General features: G+C 52.9%; 17 protein-coding genes. 9 read left to right on the top strand and 8 right to left on the bottom strand.

Annotated elements, in window-relative coordinates; translation table 11 throughout:
* Window position 1 precedes the first annotated feature (1 nt).
* From AC6I8C_RS21535 to AC6I8C_RS21525, 3 genes are all read left to right on the top strand, one after another.
* Window positions 2-1,261 carry an HlyD family secretion protein gene (locus AC6I8C_RS21535; RefSeq protein ID WP_497823817.1) on the top strand — a complete coding sequence of 420 codons (1,260 nt, stop codon included), beginning with the start codon at window positions 2-4 and terminating at the stop codon, window positions 1,259-1,261.
* Between the two features lie 65 nt (window positions 1,262-1,326).
* Window positions 1,327-3,462, top strand: a complete 2,136-nt coding sequence (locus tag AC6I8C_RS21530; protein ID WP_497823816.1) for a peptidase domain-containing ABC transporter — start codon at window positions 1,327-1,329, stop codon at window positions 3,460-3,462.
* Window positions 3,455-3,886, top strand: coding sequence for a DcrB-related protein (locus AC6I8C_RS21525; RefSeq protein ID WP_497823815.1), 432 nt, complete (start codon window positions 3,455-3,457; stop codon window positions 3,884-3,886). The genes AC6I8C_RS21530 and AC6I8C_RS21525 overlap by 8 nt, the downstream gene beginning before the upstream one ends.
* A gap of 76 nt (window positions 3,887-3,962) precedes the next feature.
* Here AC6I8C_RS21525 and AC6I8C_RS21520 read toward each other — a convergent pair whose 3' ends face one another.
* From AC6I8C_RS21520 to AC6I8C_RS21500, 5 genes are all read right to left on the bottom strand, one after another.
* The gene (locus AC6I8C_RS21520) at window positions 3,963-4,460 is read right to left on the bottom strand and encodes a FidL-like protein (RefSeq protein ID WP_497823814.1); all 498 of its coding nucleotides are present in this window, start codon (window positions 4,458-4,460) and stop codon (window positions 3,963-3,965) included.
* Window positions 4,457-5,290, bottom strand: a complete 834-nt coding sequence (locus tag AC6I8C_RS21515) for a winged helix-turn-helix domain-containing protein (protein ID WP_497823813.1) — start codon at window positions 5,288-5,290, stop codon at window positions 4,457-4,459. Before AC6I8C_RS21515 ends, AC6I8C_RS21520 begins: the two co-directional genes overlap by 4 nt.
* Before the next feature lie 173 nt (window positions 5,291-5,463).
* The gene (locus AC6I8C_RS21510) at window positions 5,464-6,384 is read right to left on the bottom strand and encodes a substrate-binding domain-containing protein (RefSeq protein ID WP_497823812.1); all 921 of its coding nucleotides are present in this window, start codon (window positions 6,382-6,384) and stop codon (window positions 5,464-5,466) included.
* Between the two features lie 70 nt (window positions 6,385-6,454).
* A complete protein-coding gene (locus AC6I8C_RS21505) occupies window positions 6,455-7,234 on the bottom strand; it encodes a TIM barrel protein (RefSeq protein ID WP_135911088.1) in 780 nt (259 codons plus the stop codon).
* Window positions 7,234-8,247 carry a Gfo/Idh/MocA family oxidoreductase gene (locus tag AC6I8C_RS21500; protein ID WP_497823811.1) on the bottom strand — a complete coding sequence of 338 codons (1,014 nt, stop codon included), beginning with the start codon at window positions 8,245-8,247 and terminating at the stop codon, window positions 7,234-7,236. Before AC6I8C_RS21500 ends, AC6I8C_RS21505 begins: the two co-directional genes overlap by 1 nt.
* A 465-nt stretch (window positions 8,248-8,712) precedes the next feature.
* Here AC6I8C_RS21500 and AC6I8C_RS21495 point away from each other — a divergent pair, with 465 nt between their 5' ends.
* From AC6I8C_RS21495 to AC6I8C_RS21480, 4 genes are all read left to right on the top strand, one after another.
* The gene (locus AC6I8C_RS21495) at window positions 8,713-10,674 is read left to right on the top strand and encodes a sigma-54-dependent Fis family transcriptional regulator (protein ID WP_497823810.1); all 1,962 of its coding nucleotides are present in this window, start codon (window positions 8,713-8,715) and stop codon (window positions 10,672-10,674) included.
* A 156-nt stretch (window positions 10,675-10,830) separates the two neighbouring features.
* The gene (locus AC6I8C_RS21490; protein WP_095708285.1) at window positions 10,831-11,445 is read left to right on the top strand and encodes a TetR/AcrR family transcriptional regulator; all 615 of its coding nucleotides are present in this window, start codon (window positions 10,831-10,833) and stop codon (window positions 11,443-11,445) included.
* 228 nt (window positions 11,446-11,673) lie between these two features.
* Window positions 11,674-12,954, top strand: coding sequence for a beta-ketoacyl-ACP synthase II (gene fabF, locus AC6I8C_RS21485; RefSeq protein WP_497823809.1), 1,281 nt, complete (start codon window positions 11,674-11,676; stop codon window positions 12,952-12,954).
* Between the two features lie 238 nt (window positions 12,955-13,192).
* Complete coding sequence (locus AC6I8C_RS21480; protein ID WP_497823808.1) at window positions 13,193-14,080, top strand: ROK family protein; 888 nt, start codon at window positions 13,193-13,195, stop codon at window positions 14,078-14,080.
* A 54-nt stretch (window positions 14,081-14,134) separates the two neighbouring features.
* Here the strand turns inward: AC6I8C_RS21480 and AC6I8C_RS21475 are convergent, their stop codons facing one another.
* From AC6I8C_RS21475 to AC6I8C_RS21465, 3 genes are all read right to left on the bottom strand, one after another.
* Entirely contained in the window at window positions 14,135-15,079 is a 945-nt protein-coding gene (locus tag AC6I8C_RS21475) for an Rpn family recombination-promoting nuclease/putative transposase (protein ID WP_497823807.1), read from the bottom strand.
* A gap of 512 nt (window positions 15,080-15,591) precedes the next feature.
* Complete coding sequence (locus AC6I8C_RS21470; RefSeq protein WP_497823806.1) at window positions 15,592-15,714, bottom strand: hypothetical protein; 123 nt, start codon at window positions 15,712-15,714, stop codon at window positions 15,592-15,594.
* A gap of 8 nt (window positions 15,715-15,722) precedes the next feature.
* Window positions 15,723-16,511 carry a MipA/OmpV family protein gene (locus AC6I8C_RS21465; RefSeq protein ID WP_497823805.1) on the bottom strand — a complete coding sequence of 263 codons (789 nt, stop codon included), beginning with the start codon at window positions 16,509-16,511 and terminating at the stop codon, window positions 15,723-15,725.
* Between the two features lie 129 nt (window positions 16,512-16,640).
* Here AC6I8C_RS21465 and AC6I8C_RS21460 point away from each other — a divergent pair, with 129 nt between their 5' ends.
* Complete coding sequence (locus AC6I8C_RS21460) at window positions 16,641-17,336, top strand: response regulator (protein WP_033785233.1); 696 nt, start codon at window positions 16,641-16,643, stop codon at window positions 17,334-17,336.
* Window positions 17,333-18,502, top strand: a complete 1,170-nt coding sequence (locus tag AC6I8C_RS21455) for a sensor histidine kinase (protein ID WP_497823804.1) — start codon at window positions 17,333-17,335, stop codon at window positions 18,500-18,502. The genes AC6I8C_RS21460 and AC6I8C_RS21455 overlap by 4 nt, the downstream gene beginning before the upstream one ends.
* Window positions 18,503-18,573 lie beyond the last annotated feature (71 nt).

Here is an 18,573-nt window from a genome sequence, read left to right as displayed (position 1 = left end):
AATGGAACAATCACTCTTTCGTCAGGAGGCGCTTGATGCCGCTAACCGGGGTAACCTGGGCATCGTGGCACTTTATTGTCCGCCCTATCGCTGGCTTGTTATTTCGGTGGTGGTCTTTATTACTGCCGTTACAGCCCTGTTTTTCATTTTTGGCAGTTATACGAAATATGAATCTTCTACCGGAGAACTGCTGCCTGAGAATGGCATGTTAATCGTTCCTCCTCCTGTTAGCGCAACAGTGGTGGATATTCCGGTAAAAGAGGGACAACTGGTCAAAAAAGATGACGTCCTTATGGTGTTGTCATCAGAAGTCTCAACACAGATGGGACAAACGCGTCAGGTTATCGCTGAAAATCTGGTGGGTCAGCGGGAACGACTTCAGCAGGATCTTCAGACGCTTGCCAAATTACATGACGTCGAAATGAAAGGGCTATCCGATACCATCGCCAGTCTGAAACTCCAACAGGAACAGCTGAGACTTCAGCTGTCCCACCGTCGCAAACAGGTAGCGTTAGCGAAACTGCAACTGGATAAACTCAACGCTATGCACCTGGAGGGGTACGCCTCAAACCGTCAGCTGGAAGAGCAGGAATCCAATCTGCTCGACAGCCAGGCACGCTATCAGGAGTACCAGCGTCAGCTGCTCGATACGTCGCAAAAAATTGTTCAGGCGGAGCAGCAACTGCATGAAAAGCCGCTGGATGATGAGAAAAAACGCAACGATATCGAACGGCAACTGGCAGATAATCGTCAATCAATGGCAGAGAATGAAGCACGCCGATCCATTGAGCTTCGTGCACCAAAAAGCGGCTATGTCGGCATGATCATGGTTAAAAATGGTCAGATGCTGAATGCCGGCCAGTCGGCAGTGGCGATTTTGCCCAACAATACCGATCTTGTTGCCCGCATCATGGTGAACACGCAATCCATTGGCTTTATCCAGCCAGGTCAGCGTGTCGTGCTGCGCTACAAAGCCTTTCCTTATCAAAAATTTGGCCAGCAATATGGCAAAGTGATCGAGGTCTCGCGAACCGCCCTCTCTCCTCAGGAAGTCACCACCTTAACCGGTAAAAACAATGTTCAGGAACAGCAGTACCGGGTACTGGTCTCTCTGGATAAACAAACCATTACTGCTTATTCGCAGAATGAAAAACTGAAGCCAGGTATGGCGCTGGATGCCGACTTTATTGTCGACAAACGTCGTCTCTATGAATGGGTACTGGAGCCGATTTTCGCGCTGGGACACAAAATTTCTCTCTGATTTAGAAGGTCTGTTCTGTGTTGTTATTAGAGAAACTCAATTTTAAATGGTTTAACCGCTTACCAATGATTCGACAATCGCAGGCAGCGGAGTGCGGGCTGGCTTGTCTTGGCATGGTGGCTAACTATCACGGCCACGAGATCGACATGATCACATTGCGTCGCCAGTTCGCCACATCACTCAAAGGCGCCACACTGGCTGATGTCATCGCGATGGCACAACAGCTCAACATGACTTCCCGCGCACTGCGTGTGGAAATGGAAGAGCTGTCTAAACTGCGCATGCCCTGCATTCTGCACTGGGAACTGAACCATTTTGTGGTATTGAAGAAAGTTCGCGGCAATAAGATTACCGTTCACGATCCCGCGCGTGGGATCCGCGAACTGACATTTAAAGAAGCGTCGACTGCCTTTACCGGTGTCGCGCTGGAGCTGGTTCCCTCTTCCACCTTTGAAGTAAAAGAAGAGAAAGAAAGCATCTCAATGATGAAGCTGGTGGGCAGCGTGACCGGGGTAAAGTCTGCCTTTGCTCAGGTGCTCATCCTCTCAATTGCACTGGAGCTATTCGGCGTCCTCGGCCCCTTCTTTATGCAGTGGGTAATGGATATGGTGCTGGTGTCTGCTGACTATTCTTTGCTGTCGCTGCTCGGTGTGGGCTTTATCATGATCGCGCTGTTTCAGACTATCGTTACAGCGTTGCGCTCATGGGTAATGAGCTGGTTCTCAAGCCAGCTTAGTGTGCAGTGGACCATAAACGTCTGCCACCATATGTTAAAACTGCCGCTGGAATGGTTCGAATCACGCCACGTCGGAGACATTCTCTCTCGTTATGGTTCGCTTAATACCATTCAGAGTACGCTGACTTCCCGTTTTATCAGCACCGTACTGGACGGTGTCATGTCAATCGTCACGGTAGTGATGCTTTTCATCTATAACGCGCAACTGGCGTGGCTGGTCATTGGACTTTTTCTCGCCTATGCACTGCTACGTTTCATGGCTTACGATCCGGTTCGCCGCGCCAATGAAGAACAAATCATCAGCTCGGCCCGTACCCAGTCGTCTCTGCTTGAAACGCTGCGTGGGATCCAGGCGGTTAAAACCAATAATAAACAGGTGCCCCGCCTCTCGGCATACATGAATTTTCTGGTGGATACCACCAATAAAGGCATCGTGATACAGAAGCTCAATATCCTGTTCGGTTCGGCTCAGGGACTGCTAACCTCAGTGGGCCGTGTCGTTCTGGTCTGGCTTGCTGCGCTGCAGGTCCTGGATGGTAACTTCTCTGCCGGTATGCTGACCGCCTTTATCAGCTTTTCCGATCAATTCATGAGTCGTGGTTCAGGTTTGATCAATGCCATCATCGATTTCCGCATGCTGAGAATGCATGGTGAACGCCTGGCCGATATTGTTCTTTCTGAAACAGAAGCCAGTTCTGAGGGCAATCCAGGTCTGGTTAGTAAGGAAACCGACAAGGAGTCAGACGTACCGCAGGATATCAAGCTTATCAATATCCGTTTTCGCTATGCGCCGACTGAACCCTGGGTTGTCGATGGTGCGAACCTGGAGATTAAAGCGGGTGAGAGCCTTGCCATCGTGGGGCCATCCGGCCAGGGCAAAACTACGATGGCCAAAATTATTCTTGGCCTGCTGCACCCGGAAGAAGGCACCATCACCGTGGGTGGCATGGACATCACTCAAACCGGACTTGAACATCACCGTAATCGCATCGGCTGCGTAATGCAGGATGACATTCTTTTTTCAGGCTCAATCAGCGAGAACATCAGCTTCTTTGATAACGAACCCGATCACGCAAAAATTACCCGCGTGGCCCGTCTGGCTCAGATTCATGGCGATATCATGAAAATGCCGATGAATTATCAAAGCCTGGTAGGTGATATGGGCTCGTTTTTATCAGGTGGCCAGTTACAACGTATCCTGCTGGCGCGCGCACTCTATCGCGAACCTAAAATCCTGGTACTGGATGAGGCCACCAGTCATCTGGATATCTATAACGAAGCGCAGATCAACAACGCAATTAAGCAGATGAAGATCACCCGAATCATCATTGCACACCGTCCGGAAACAATCCGAAGTGCCGATAAAATCGTCCTGTTAAATAACGGTACACTCAGCGAAGTCACGGCAGAGCAGTTATTTGGCCAGACAACAACCCATAATGAAACGGAGATTACCCATGGATAAGACTATTTGCCGCTTCACTGAAGGCACAATTACCTTGCCGGAAGGCTACTGCGAGCGAACACTGAATACGCTGGCTGATACAAGATCTGTTCTGCCACCAATCACTATTTCCCGTGATAAGTTAGGCGATCATAACAACCCGGAAGAGTATATTCTTAGCCAGCTCTCTATCCTGCAAAAGCAGATGAAAGACTGGCAACAGGAGGCTCATCAGCCAGTGGTTTTGGGGGATAACCTGACTACTGGTATCATGATCAGCTATGACTTCCTGCGGCCGGATAATCTTCGTCTTTATCAGAAACAAGCCGTATTCACACTTAACATGGAAGATATATTGATTTTCTCTGTGTCGAAGGCGAGCCCCATAACCGCTCCCGATATTCAGCTTTTGTCAAATACCCTGAAAAGCTTCCGTACCTCGTAATCTGCAGTGTACAGATAAAACAAACCGGAAGAGCATGCGCTCTTCCGGTTTGCGTTTCAGCTATCAGTCGCTCCGTTCAGTAACGCTGACAGGTGAAGAGATAGGAGAGCGGCCCGCCAACCAGATAGGTCTTTTTATCGACCTGGGTAATATCCAGCTGAAGATAACCAGGATCGAGAGTGATCTCAGCGAGCAGCAGATTAAACACGGCATCCGGCGTCGTATCGTTCGTCGAAGTAATAATCGTTCTTATTTTGTAGCGGTAAGTGTCACTATCAATTTTATTACCGGCACTAAGCGCAATACGTCGATTAACCGTTGTTACCTCATCACCAAAAGTCATCTGCCCATTCAGTAACAGATATCCTGAATCAGAATTAATAAAACGTAGATCCTGGGAGACAGCAAACTCAATTTTTTTATTATCGTTGCGACTAAGATCGTAGCGGCTGAATGTTGAGCAGCGGAAAGGCAACTCGTTTGTTCGGGGTTTAAAATAGTTAATGCCTGCAAATATCCCCAGCAGCAGCATAGCCAGCGTTATCGTCAGCGTAAGAGTGGCTTTCCGTTTCAAAACATTCTCCAGTCAAGATAGTAGAAGTTGTCGCAGGAAACGATGTGACCACTGCTGTTCAGATTACAGGCGGAAAGAATGGTCCGGCCATAATCTTTAGTTGTGAATGCCGTATTTTTATCGAAATAGATGCGTCGACCCGGTACACAGGATTGATTATTCTCTTTAAGCATTTCAAGAATTTGCTTTTCCAGTGACTTTTGTTCGAACACATCTAATCCCGGAATAATAACCGCTTCGCAACCGCCTTCCAGTTTGATGTTGATCATAGAGGCGCTCTTATCAGCAGGCTGACGTGCAGTGAAGTACCATAAAGCACTTCCCAGCAGCATCAGCATAATCAGGGCGAACAGGACCGTTCTGAGATTCAGAGCGGATTTTTCAACAACATGCTCTGCGATAACAGGATTGGGTAGCATGGGCTGACTATCTGCGACAGACACCACATGCTCCGCTGACATTTCATCAGCCTGAACCTGCGTCGCAACAAAAGCCGGAGAGGATTCACGTTCTATTTTGATTTCGGTATTGAGCCGGATACCGATTTTCGGAATGGTGATGATCAGGTTTTCACAGCCATACGCTGCAAGCGCTCTGCGCAGAATGCTCAGATACTGATTCAGATTGCTGTTTGATCCGCGCAGGCCATATTTATCCCAGACTTCAGTCAACAGGGTATCGCGCGACAGTATTTCTCCCTGGGAATTAAGTAACTGCTCAAACAGCCGACCCGATGAAATACTCAGACTCAGCGTTTCCTGGGTAGGAAGATGGCTTAGCGTACAGTCATCTGAATTGTAGGTAACCTGATCATCGATAATGTAAATCATTAAGAAATCACTGAATTTGCGCTCATTTCCGACAGTATAATTCAGCTGTTCTCAAGAAGCACGAATGAGTCCTGAATCAGCAGCGCATAGAGGTGACGTTTAACTGGCATTAAAATGCGACAGGCATGATGATCTGCAGCCTGACGCATCGTTCTCGTGATTAATTCCGGCTTTCAGGGCTGATTCTCTGCGGCAAACGCCGGGTAATTAGCCTGCGTGATGGTCTTGTAGGGGATCCAGTTCAACGGGTCGACTTTCTGTTTATCCAGCAACGCCTTAACAACCTTAACCGCTCCCGTCGCCTGCCCCTTAGCATCCTGGAAAATTGTCAGCGTCATCATTCCATTTTTAACAAACTGCTGACCGTCGGGCGTACCATCAATTCCGGCGACCAGAATGTGACTGTTTTTCGCCTGACTCAGCGCCATGATCGCGCCGATGGCCATTTCATCATTATTTGCGGCAATCGCATCAATGGGCCGCTGATTAAGCAGCCATCCCGACACCACGTCTACCGCTTCATTGCGCTGCCAGCGTGCGGTCTGTTTTTCAATCACCGCCATCTGTTTATATTTAGCGATCACGGCTTCAACAGCGCGTGTCCGTTCACGCGCTTCTTCGTTCGATAATGCCCCCATTAAAATGGCGACATTGCCACGGTAGTTCATCTGTTTTGCCAGCGCCTCCATCTGCATCTCACCTCCCAGAGCAGAATCCGAACCGACATAGGCCATATTGGCCGGCAGTTTCACTTCCGGCTTGCGGTTAACAAACACCAGCGGAATGCCTGCGGCTTCTGCCGCTTTCACCATCGGCAGTACGCCCTGCGTATCGACCGGATTAAGAATAATTGCATCCACGCCCTGATTGATAAAATCCTCAACCTGCTGAACCTGAAGCGCAACATCACCTTTGGCATCGACAAACTGCCCCTCCATATTCAGCGCCTTTATCTCACCCACCATCTGAGTTCGCAGAATTGAGACGAAGTTAAGGTCGAAATTCGCCAGTGCAATCCCGATCTTCGGTGTTTTCGCCCAGGCAGTAACGCTAATCAGCAGGCTGAGCAACAGTGCTAACATTCTGGTTTTCATCGTGTATTCCTGTAGGGTAATTTTTATTGAGTAACCCGCCGGGCAACAGGCAAATACCCGGTGGAATCGCTTATAACGTAAAATGATCGCGGAACTGCGCCAGCGCGGTTTCGCTGTCACCTGCGGCCCAGCCCTCCAGCGCAATAACGCCGCTGTAGCCCATGTGATTCAGCGCACGGGCGATGGCACGATAGTTAATTTCTCCGGTGCCCGGCTGCATCCGGCCCGGCACATCGGCTACCTGAATCTCCCCGATGGCGTCACCACAGCGGCGGATAAGCGCGATCAGATTTCCCTCTCCAATCTGCGCATGATAGAGGTCAAGGTTCATCTTCAGAGCCGGGCTGCTGACCGCTTCGACCAGAGCCAGCGTATCGGCAGCTCGCGCAAAGGGCGTACCCGGATGATCCACCGCCAGATTGAGGTTTTCGAGGGTAAAAACCCGTCCGGCCTGTTCGCCCAGTGCAGCCACACGGCGCAGGGTGTCGGCCGCTTTAAGCCACATCTCGCCGGTCACCACCTCAACCGGACGAACCGCCTGGCCGCTGGCATCCAGTCCGGTGCCGTGCAGATTCAGGCGCGGGCAGTTCAGACGTTCTGCAACCGCCAGTGAGGTTTCTGCGCTTTGCAGTAGCTGCGCAATCTCATCATCATCAGTCAGGTTCCCGCTGAGGTAGCCTGTCATGGAGGTAAAACGCGCGCCTGTTGCCACCAGCGCGTCGATATCTTTATTAGCCCAGTTCCAGATCTCCACCCCAAATCCCAGCGCATGGATCTTTTCCACGCGCGCGATAATGGGCAGATCGAGAAACACCATCTCGGCACAGACTGACAGCTGATAACCGGCCATTAGCGTGCTCCCAGCAGAATGGGTTTACGTTGTCTGACTGATTCAATGCAGGCCAGCGCAATTTCCAGCGCGTTGCGCGCATCGGTGCCGGTCGCACGCGGTTTATCACCGTGCAGAATTGCGCGCGCAAACTCTGTCATTTCAGCGACATATGCCTCGCGCAGCAGATCGGTATCCAGTCGGGAGGTCGCTATTGCAATACCGTCGGCGTGATAGCGTACGCAGTTATCCTGATTAATATTGCCTGTCTGCAGCATGCCTTTACTGCCAAACACTTCACCGCGGACGTCATAGCCGTAAACGGCCTGGAAGCTGGCTTCCGCCGTGGCTATCGCTCCGTTATCAAAGCGAATTGTCACCACCGAGGTATCAAGTAACCCTTTATCTTTAAAATCAGGCCGTACCAGCGCATCAGCCAGCGCATAGACTTCGACAGGTCGCGCCCCCGGATTAAAGTGCAGCAGAGTGTCAAAATCATGGATCAGGGTTTCAAGAAAGATGGTCCATTGCGGGATCGGGGCCGGATCGCGCAGGCCTGGATCGCGGGTCACAGAGCGGCTTAACTGGGTGGTGCCATTGTTGCCCGCCCTGATCGCTTCAATGGCTGCGGCGAAGCCCGTACTGAACCGACGATTGAACCCGACCTGCAACACGACGCCCGCGTCCTCAGCGGCAGCGATAGCCCGAGCGGCTTCCTGCAGCGTCACCGCCATCGGTTTTTCGCAGAAAATATGTTTGCCCGCTTGCGCGGTGGCGATCACCAGTTCAGCATGCGTGCGGGCGGGTGTAGCAATAGCAACCGCATCTATTTCACTATCATTAAGCAACGCCTGGATATCGGTATAGGCTTTCTGCACTCCCAGCCGATCCGCCAGTTGCTGCGCTGCGCCAGGCTGCAGATCGGCAACGGCTGTCAGCCGGGCGCCGGGCACCCGCAGCGCAAGGTTTTCTGCATGAAAACTCCCCATGCGGCCAGCGCCAATCAATCCCACTCGTACCGTTTTAAGTCTCATAACTGCTCCTGTCATTTATTGTCAGCCCGTCAGAGCTGGGTAGGGTTCGGAGTTCGCCTGCACTTCAGCAGCAAAACGACCGGATTCTGAACGCATCATTGGCTCAGCATGTTCCGGCAAAATGCGCCATCCATTTTGCCGGTTCGTCAGTGCCGAATGTTTCGTTCAGGACTCAGTGACGCCGGACAACCTCGGGATGTCAGAGCCGGAGATCACGCCGTTCCGTGAGGCCGTAAGTCAGATAAACAGCAGTAACTTCAGATTTTTTTCACGCATAACCGCTTAACTTTCAGGTTGTTTTTAACCGGTGAGCGTTATCAACAGCGTTGCAAAGCGGATGCCAGTTTTTAAGCAGGTGTTTCTGTGAACGCGCTCGCAGAAGCCTCTTCATAACTGAAAGTAAAATGTACATGTCAACTTAACATGTCATTAAAATGTACATTTCATCGACGTCGGGAGAGTGAGATGCAATCGCTGCATGATTTATTGCCAAATAAAGAAGAGAGCGACGCCATATTCAGCCTGCCGGACGGCAGTGACGCGGCACAGTGGGAAACACAGCTGGTGCGCGGCTGGCAGACGTTTATCCAGGGTGAAAAGCCACACTGGATCCGCCGCAGTATTCTGCAATCCTGGGCACGCTCCCGCGAGCATCACATCGATCCGACGCACTTCTGTTACACCCCGGTCGATCCGTCAGAGCTGGCCGCTATCCTGAGTCATAACAGCGAGCTGATTGCCGTGGCTCATAGCGTGATGGAGAATCTGCTGGCCTATAATCCCGATGGACATATTAATCTGACCGATGCTCAGGGCATTGTGCTGAGCTTCTGCGGCAGCGACCTGACGCCGGTTGGCAGCGTTTTGCGTGAGGAAATCCTGGGCACGAACTGCACCGCGCGCTGCCTGCGCGAGCAGCGGCTGGTATACGTGCTGAGTGGGGAAAACTGGAAAATCGCACTGCGTAAACGTAACCGGCAGTGTGCCGCAGCGCCCATCCGGGATGCCAGCGGTCAGATGACTGGCGTGCTGACGCTGACCGCCACTCCTGATAATTTCAATGCTCATACGCTGGGAACGGTACAGGCCGCCGCAGAGGCGATCGGCCAGCAGCTGACGCTGCGCCGCCTGCTGGCCGAGCAGCAGTCGATACTGGAAAACCTGAATGAAGGCGTGGTGGTCTGTGACCGTGAGGGACGTATCAAAACGCTGAATCGCTATGCTCGTCAGATCTTTGCCGGTCTTGATGCCGGTAACGCTTCGATTGACCAACTTCTGCAACCCCAGTCTGGTTCGCTGCTTACCCTGCCCTGCTGCAATGACCGTGAGATGGTTTTCCGCCCTGATGGCAGGCACAGCGTCTCCTGTCTGGTCTCGCTGATGCCGGCCCCGGACGGCGGGCGTATCCTCTCGCTTCGGGAAAACCAGCGTATTCGCGCCATTACGCGACGGGTTCTCGGCGTCAGCGCCAGTTATACCTTTGATATGATACGCGGTCAGGCCCCCACGCTTCAGCAGGCACTTCAGGATGCCCGCGCCAGCAGTCGCAGTGACAGTACCGTTCTGCTGACCGGTGAAAGCGGAACCGGCAAAGAACTGTTTGCTCAGGCGATCCACAACGCCAGTAGCCGGGCACATGAGTCCTTTGTGGCCGTCAACTGCGGCGCGCTGCCGCGAGATCTGGTACAGAGCGAGCTGTTCGGCTACGTCGATGGTGCCTTTACCGGTTCACGGCGCGGTGGGTCGGCGGGCAAGTTTGAACTGGCCGACGCGGGCACACTGTTTCTGGACGAGATTGGCGAGATGCCGCTGGAGGCGCAGACCAGCCTGCTACGCGTGCTGCAGGAGAGTGAAGTACTGCGCATCGGGGCGGCGCATCCGGTAAAAGTGGATGTCCGTATTATCGCGGCGACCCACTGCGATCTGCAAAGTGCAGTCGAACAGGGTGCCTTCCGGCGTGACCTGTTCTATCGCCTGAATGTCATTTCGCTGACCATCCCCGCCCTGCGTGAACGCCAAAGCGATATTCCCGATCTGGTGAATACCTTTATCCGCACGCTGTGTCAGCGGCTGAATAAATTGCCTCCGCAGGTCAGTCCTGAAGCAATGAACGCTCTTGAGGCCTGGCACTGGCCTGGCAACGTGCGTGAGCTGGAAAATCTGGTGGAGCGAATCGTCAATCTTTGCCAGAGCCACATTATCGACCTCGCCGATTTGCCGCCTGCGATGGTGACCCGCAGTGATGCTGAAAACCATACGCCTGCCAGCAGTCTGCTGCAGGATAATGAGCGAGCCTGCATCCTGCAGACACTGCGCGCTCAGGGCGGAAATATGCGCCAGTCCGCTAAGCTACTGGGTATTTCACGTACGGCGCTCTATAACAAGCTTAATCAATGGAACATCGCCATCGACACGCTGCGTCAGTAAATTAATCTTAAAACGCAGTAACTGGCCTGGCGGCCTGCAAAAATAATTCTTACGCGGCAATTCATAGCTTTTCGCCGCAGCAGGACTTAAAATGTGACCACCCATAACAGTGGTCACTGAATTTATCACCCACCTTCAATTTGTCAGGCTATCACAATGACCCAATCCGTAACGGACAGTGGAACGCGCGGCCCTGCTGATCACAATGTGCGTGACCAGATTGTCGAGGCTGCCATGCAGCACTTTGCGCATTACGGCTACGAAAAAACCACCGTCTCCGATCTCGCCCGGGCTATCGGCTTTTCCAAAGCCTATATCTACAAGTTTTTTGAATCGAAACAGGCGATTGGCGAAGTCATTTGTTCAAACCGGCTGGCGATGATCATGGCGCGTGCTGAAACCGCGATCGCCGATGCTCCAGGTGCATCAGAACAACTGCGGCGGCTGTTTCAGACGCTTTCCGCCACCAGTACTGAGCTATTTTTTCACGAACGTAAACTCTATGACATTGCCGCTGTCGCGTCGCGCGACCGCTGGCCCTCTGCCATGGCTTACGAAAAGCGGATTCTGAATCTGATTCAGCAAATCCTTCGCAGGGGTCGTGAAATGGGTGAGTTTGAGCGTAAAACTCCGGCTGACGACGCGGCAGAAGCTATCTATCGGGTAATCAGACCCTATGTCAGCCCTGTGCTACTGCAGTACAGCCTCGATGAGGCTGAGGCCGCTTCCACGCAACTGGCCGCACTGGTATTACGCAGTCTTGCCCCCTGAATGAAGTGACTATTGACTTAATTAGTCACAAAGGCAAAGATAACGGCCTGTCTGATTCTCGCTCAGGATCCTGATGCTGCTAAGCTTATCTTTGTCTGTTCACTTTCATACCTGCATTCGCACATCGCACCCTTCTACTAAGGGTCTCGCTAATCGCGCTTCAGGCGCGCATCAACTTTCTGTGGCAGTACTGTATTCGCTGTCCGGACTGACTACGGGAGCAACCGCATGAGTCATTTAACCTCATCACAACGCATCGTCATCACCGGCGCGGGTATCGTCTCGCCGCTGGGTTGTGGCGTTGAAACTGTCTGGCAGCGATTAACGGCGGGTGAATCGGGTATTCGCGTTCTGCCCGATACGCTCACCTCAGGAACCGGTATTTCAGTGGGGGGCAGCGTGCCTGGTATTGAAGACGACCCGCTGGCCGGATATGACCCGGAGTCGTTCATTGCGCCAAAAGAGCGAAAAAAGATGTCGCGGTTTATTGAGTTTGCGCTGCTGGCAGCGGAAGAAGCGCTGAAGCAGGCAGGCTGGCATCCTGAAGATGCGTCTGCGCGTGAACGCACGGCTACGATCATTGCTTCTGGCGTTGGCGGCTTTGGTGCGATTGCCGACGCAGTGCGCACGACCGACGCGCGTGGTCCGCGCAGGCTCTCACCTTTTACTGCTCCCTCGTTTCTGGCGAACATGGCAGCCGGTCATATCTCAATTAAACACGGTTTCACCGGCCCGCTCGGCGCGCCTGTTACTGCCTGTGCAGCAGGCGTACAGGCTATTGGTGACGCCGCAAGATTAATCAGAAGTGGTGAAGCGGATATTGCGATTTGTGGCGGCACCGAAGCGGCGCTGGATCGCGTGACGCTGGGCTGTTTCGCAGCCGCGCGCGCACTATGCGCAGGATATGAAGATGAGCCGCACCATGCCTCACGTCCGTTTGATCGGGACAGAAGCGGCTTTGTCATGGCCGAAGGTGCCGGCCTGCTGGTCATTGAGTCGCTGGCCCATGCAGAGGCACGCGGAGCGACGCCGCTGGCGGAGATTGTCGGCTACGGCACCAGCGCCGATGCTTACCATCTTACGGCGGGTCCGGAGGATGGCAGTGGCGCTGCGCGGGCGATGAGGTTAGCTCTGCGACAGGCGGGTATCAGCCCGGATGACGTTCAGCATATCAATGCTCATGCAACCTCGACTCAGGTCGGCGATCACGGTGAGCTGTCCGCTATTCGCGCCGTTTTTGGCGATGATTCGCCGGTCGCGATCTCATCAACCAAATCCGCCACCGGCCATCTGCTGGGTGCGGCGGGTGGCGTTGAGGCGATATTCACACTGCTGGCCCTGCGCCATCAGCTTATTCCGCCAACACTGAACCTTTATCATCCCGATGAAGCAGCAGGCAGTATTGACCTGGTGGCGCTTAAAGCCCGACCTGCCGCGCTGAACTATGCCATGTCGAACGGATTTGGTTTTGGCGGCGTCAATGCCAGTATTCTGCTACGTAAGTGGTAATGTCGGCATTTTGACGACTCAATCGGCGCTGCCGGATATACTGGCAGCGTCGCTGATCACATCACCATCCAGCCTATACAGCGCATTCTGTTATTTCCTGTGTGCCACCAGTCTTCAGCCCTTCAGCATCAGCTTTATAAATCTGTACCTTTCCTGACAAAATTGCCGGCGCCTGGCCGTCTGCCCTTTTTTTTCAGCACTACAATTAGTTGGATGAAAACAACTTCAGAGAACGTTGATGAAAATTGCAGCTTTTGATATTGGTGGTACCTCTTTAAAAATGGGTGTGATTGACGATCAGGGAAAGATTCTGACCAGCGATAGCGCTGATATTTCCCATAACGCACGCGATAAAATACTTGATGAAATCCTGGCCTGGCTGGAGAAAAATCCCGGTTGTGCTGGTATTGCCGTCAGCACACCTGGTTATATTGATGCAGACGCCGGTTACATTGCCATGGGCGGCACCATACGTGACTTTGACCAGTTTCATCTGAGCCAGTGGCTGACAGAAAAAACGTCCCTGCCTGCTACCGTCGAAAACGATGCACACTGTGCGCTACTGGCGGAAAAGTGGCTGGGAAAAGCAAAAAAGCTCAACGATTTCCTGATGCTGACGATAGGCACCGGGTTAGGCGGAGCGGCCTTTTGCAATGGCGCACTGATTCGGGGTGGACGCAACCGGGCGGGCGAGTTTGGTTGCCTGCTGACGTCGCGTCCCACCAGCGGCAATATAGAACGCCACACCATGAGCCAGAGCTGTACCATGACGGCGCTGCGGGAGAATTACAGCCAGCTTATTGAAAAGCCTGCCGACGATGTCAGTGGTAAAGATGTTTTTGACGCATACGATCGTAATGAAGACGCCGCGCAGCAGGTGGTAAATAAATTTTATGCGGATCTTGCGGCCTGCTTATATAACCTGTTCAGCGTGTTCGACCCGCAGAGGGTATTTATTGGTGGAGGAATTACTGAGCGCGAACCCTTCCTCAAGGAACTGGGAGAGCAGCTGGCAAAATATGATCCTGATATCCGCATAGATGCCGCAACCTACGGTAACGACTCCGGCATGCTGGGCGCAACCTGGAATTACCTGCAGCGCCAGCCTGCGGGCAATAAGACCTGAGAGCTTTACTTTCCCTGAAGTGAAAAGTTGTCATCAGGTCTTATCCGCAGAGGCTTAATGCTGGATGTTAGCCAGATCGTCTGAGGAAAGACCTGTCATTTCCATAATGGTTTTACGTTCAAGGCCGCGCTGTAACATAACGCGAGCGATTTCCAGCGTGGCTTCGCGCTTACCTTCACTGCGGCCTTTCTCCATTCCCCGCTGTTCGCCCAGCTCAATACCTTCAGCGCGACCTATTTCAATACCTTTTTGCTCAAGCTGCTGTGCGATAGTCATCAGTGCATCTCCGTGTTGCGGCACCCTCTGTGCCAGTTCGCGAACAAAAGCTTCGTGATCAGCTGATTCAGCTGCCTGCATTAAATAGTGTATCAGCGCCAATACCTGGGGTGAAGAAAGATAATCGGCCATCAGTAAGGTACTCAGACGGTCAATGATCGACGCCATATCACGTTGATGAATATGCTTCTGCATCAGTGCGGCCATGCTACGGTGCTTCATGATTTCGTCATCAGGAATAACCGTGACGTCCACCAGCGGAAAAGCACTTCCATAGAATTGTTCTGCCACAGCCGGAACATCAAATTCGTCGAACCAGCGGGTCGAATAAGGATAGGGCGAGCGCTTACCTGTGTAGAACAATACAGGTATCACCAGAGGCAGCTTTTTATGACCCGCTGCAAGATGCTGTTGCATAGCCGCAATCGCGTAACGCATCAGGCGAAACGCCATATGTCTGTCAGGTGTAGATTGATGTTCAATCAGAACGTGTATATAGCCGTCCCCGGCTGAGGTTTTAAGACTGTACAGAACGTCACTAAAATATTGCCGCAAATCGTCTTCGACAAAGGAGCCGGATTCAAGCTTAAGTGTGCCGAGATCGCAGATTTTACGCAGTTCTTCAGGAAGATGCAGCTGCATAAAATCTCTGGCAACATCCGGATTTGCCAGAAACTGTCGGAATGTCGCATCATGAGGTACAGGGCTCTTTTTCTTTCTCATCGGTTTACTTTCTATAAGGTTCACATACTGATAGGTGAGGGAAAAATAGTTTATCCAGGCCGGATGCCAATATTATCGCTGTGTTATCTGTGAATTAAAATGCACTACATTCATACTGCGTTAACTGTAATATTTAAAAGTAAAATTAATGCATTCAAAATAAGTTACCTCTTGATAAAAACAAGTTAAATACTTATAAAACAGCAATATATATGCAGACAAACTGACAGAATTATGATCTTTCCATATCCACCAACAATATTTAAACAGGAGCAAATAAGAGGTAATAAATTATAAAAAACAATTATTATCTAATTTAACTGTTTTTTCAGCATAACTCACCGATAATAAATCAGCTCAGTTAATATTTATAAACCACGCCTGTTAATTAGCAGCATCACTTTCACTAGCAATGTATTCTTATTTCCTGCCAGCCGCTATATCAGCATTGCTTTATTCGGTAACCGGGTTAATTAATGACTTAAGCCCTGCTGTGGATATTAATGATGTCCCTATCCCCGTACTGGCGCATCAAACAGACTCAGCACCACGACGAGAAGGGTATAAACCAGCAGATAGAACAGAATCAGCGCAGCCAGCAACCGTCGATGGCTACGCATCTCACTTTTCTTCATGGTGCCATTCAGAAGGTGTAGCTCAATGCCAGCGTGGCCGAGGTGCCATTGTGCCGGGCGACGATGGGGCTATCTGAAGCATGCTGATCCAGCCAGGTGTAATCGCCGATCACGCTGGCAGCCCAGGCGGACGTGAACTGATGACTCCATGTCAGGCTGGTGTCTGTGCCATAAAATCCCCCCGCGGCGTTATAGCGTTCAAACCTGCTATGTGCACTCTGTCCGCTGCTCACGCCATACCAGGTATTCATATAACGCGCATCGCCAGCCAGACCTGCCACCTGCAATGCCACCGTATCGTCCTGGGTCTGCCAGGGGATCAGGGTTATAGACGTCCGGTATTGCACGCCCTGACTATTACTTAATGGCAGCGTCGCTTTACCCTCAACCACAAACCACGGGGTAACCGACCAGCCTGCTGCCAGCGCGGTGTTAACCGTTGCGTCTATATTCCCCATGCCTCTGAGCCGGTCATCACCATCGCGCCACGATGAGTTACGGTCAGAGCGACCCAGCCCATAACCCAGTGTATGTTCCAGATACAGCCCGTTATCCGCCTGCAGGTCATAACCAATGCCTTTTTGCGAGTCGAAAAAGAATGCTCCGTCACGCGCCTGAATAACCGGCATCAGCTGCCAGTGCTGCTTATCTGCGCCGCTATAACGCGGTGCATTAATGCCCGCAATGCCCAGCGTCAGGCTGGGCGGTGGCGTGGCACTCTCATCAGCCATAGCAGTAGCGGCACTCAACCCCAGCGAAAAACAGACCATGTGAAGCGTTATTTTTCCGGTTATCATCACGTTTCCTCATTATCACATCAGGTGCGGAGCTGAGGGATTCAGTGCCGCGTCACTGGCCGGAGTATGCGAGGCGAGTGTCAATGAACGACCAGGGATTTATGAAGAAACAGTCAAGGTGATCCGAAAATGCAGTCAAAACGTGTACTGATTATTGAAGATGACGCGGATGCGGCGGGTGTACTTGAGGCCTACCTGAAACGTGAAAACTATGAGGTCATGATTGCCGGTGACGGACCCGGCGGGCTGGAAACTGCAGGACGCTGGCAGCCCGATCTGATCCTGCTGGATATCATGCTGCCAGGCATGAACGGCACCGAAGTGCTGGCTGCGCTGCGGCGGCGTGACGATACCCCGGTAATCATGGTGACGGCGATGGGTGACGCGCCGGACCGCATTGGCGCACTGCGCTATGGCGCTGATGACTACGTGGTCAAACCCTACCATCCGGGCGAAGTCGTGGCGCGCGTTCAGGCCGTGCTGCGCCGCAGCCAGAGTCACGCGCCCGCCGCAGAATCGCTGCGCTGGGCGGGTCTGGTGGTTGATCCATTGGCACTTACCGCAGTGGTTGATAGTGACAGTGATGCACCGCGCCGTCTGGATCTGACGCCTACCGAATTTTCTCTGCTGGTCACGCTGATGCGTGCCCCGACGCGGCCTTTTACCCGCCTGTTTTTGCTGGAGCACTGCCTGCCGGAAAGCGATGCTCTGGAGCGTGTCGTCGATACCCACGTCTATAACCTGCGCCGTAAACTGGAGGCTGCAGGCATCTCTGACGTCTTACCGGCAGTACGCAGCGTCGGTTACCGGTTCAGACAGCCATGAAGAACGATACGCACACTTCACTGTGGCGCTGGATCTGCATCCGGGTGCTGTTTCTGGCCATCGGCAGCGTGATCCTGATCGCCGCCTGTATGTGGCTACGCTTTGCGGTGCAGGCGTTCTGGGTCTACTACCGGATGCCGCCCGCGCTGCTTGATGAGTTCACACAGCTGCGCCATCATCCTGCCAGCGATCCAGCGCGCTTTCATCAGATTGTCGATCAGTGGTGGGGGATCAAATTTTCCGATCCTTCGCTGGCATCATCTGACTGGCTGACCGTGCTGGTTCTGGTGGTGGTCACCATCCCGTTTATGGTGATGATGGCGCTGCGTTTCGCCCGTCCGCTGTCGGCGCAGTTCAGCCAGCTGGCGACGGCGGCGCGTGCGGTGTCGAAAGGCGAATTTGGCCGGACGGCGACGGTAGTAAAAGAAGCGCCGCAGGAGCTGGTGCGCTTTACCGAAGATTTTAACCAGATGACGCAGCAACTGGCGCGTTACGATCGCGAGTTGCGCACCTCGCATGTGGCGATGGCACACGAACTTCGCTCGCCACTGACGGCGGCAATGGGCCGCCTGCAGGGCATTCTGGATGGCGTCTTCCCTGCGGAGCCGCAGCAGCTGGCGATGATCATGAAGCAACTGACACAGCTGAGTCGCCTGACCGATGAACTGCACCTGCTGTCACTGGCAGATGCCGGGCAGCTAACCCTCAACCGCGAGCGATTTAATCTCTCTGAATTACTGCGCGAGCGTTCAGGCTGGCTGCTGCCACAGGCAGAACAGTTGGGTGTCGTCATCAGCATAATGGCACCCGGCGATCTGCTGCTCTGCGCCGATACCTTTCGCCTGGGTCAGGTCATAACCATCCTCTGTGAAAATGCGCTGCGCTACGCCGCCGACGGTGGTGCGATGTTGATCACCGCCAGCCAGAACGATAAGGCGACCACGCTGACTTTCCGTGATTACGGTCAGGGCGTAGAGCCAGACTTCCTGCCGCAGCTGTTTGACCGCTTTACCCGGGCTGACTCCTCACGCGCCCGCCACTCCGGCGGCAGCGGGCTGGGGCTGTCGATCGCCAAAGCGATTATCGAGGCGCACGGCGGGTCACTTAATGCCACGTTGCCTGCCGAGGGTGGTCTGCTGATTGGGATAACGCTACCGGCGGGATAAATTGTTCTGGCTTGACCATTTCTTGATGGTTCATGGAACGTTTCTGGACACATGCCGGGTTCAATGAGCAC

The sequence above is a fragment of the Pantoea sp. X-Soil-YNGN-844 genome (assembly GCF_059730595.1).
This window is presented reverse-complemented; position numbering and strand designations above follow the sequence as displayed.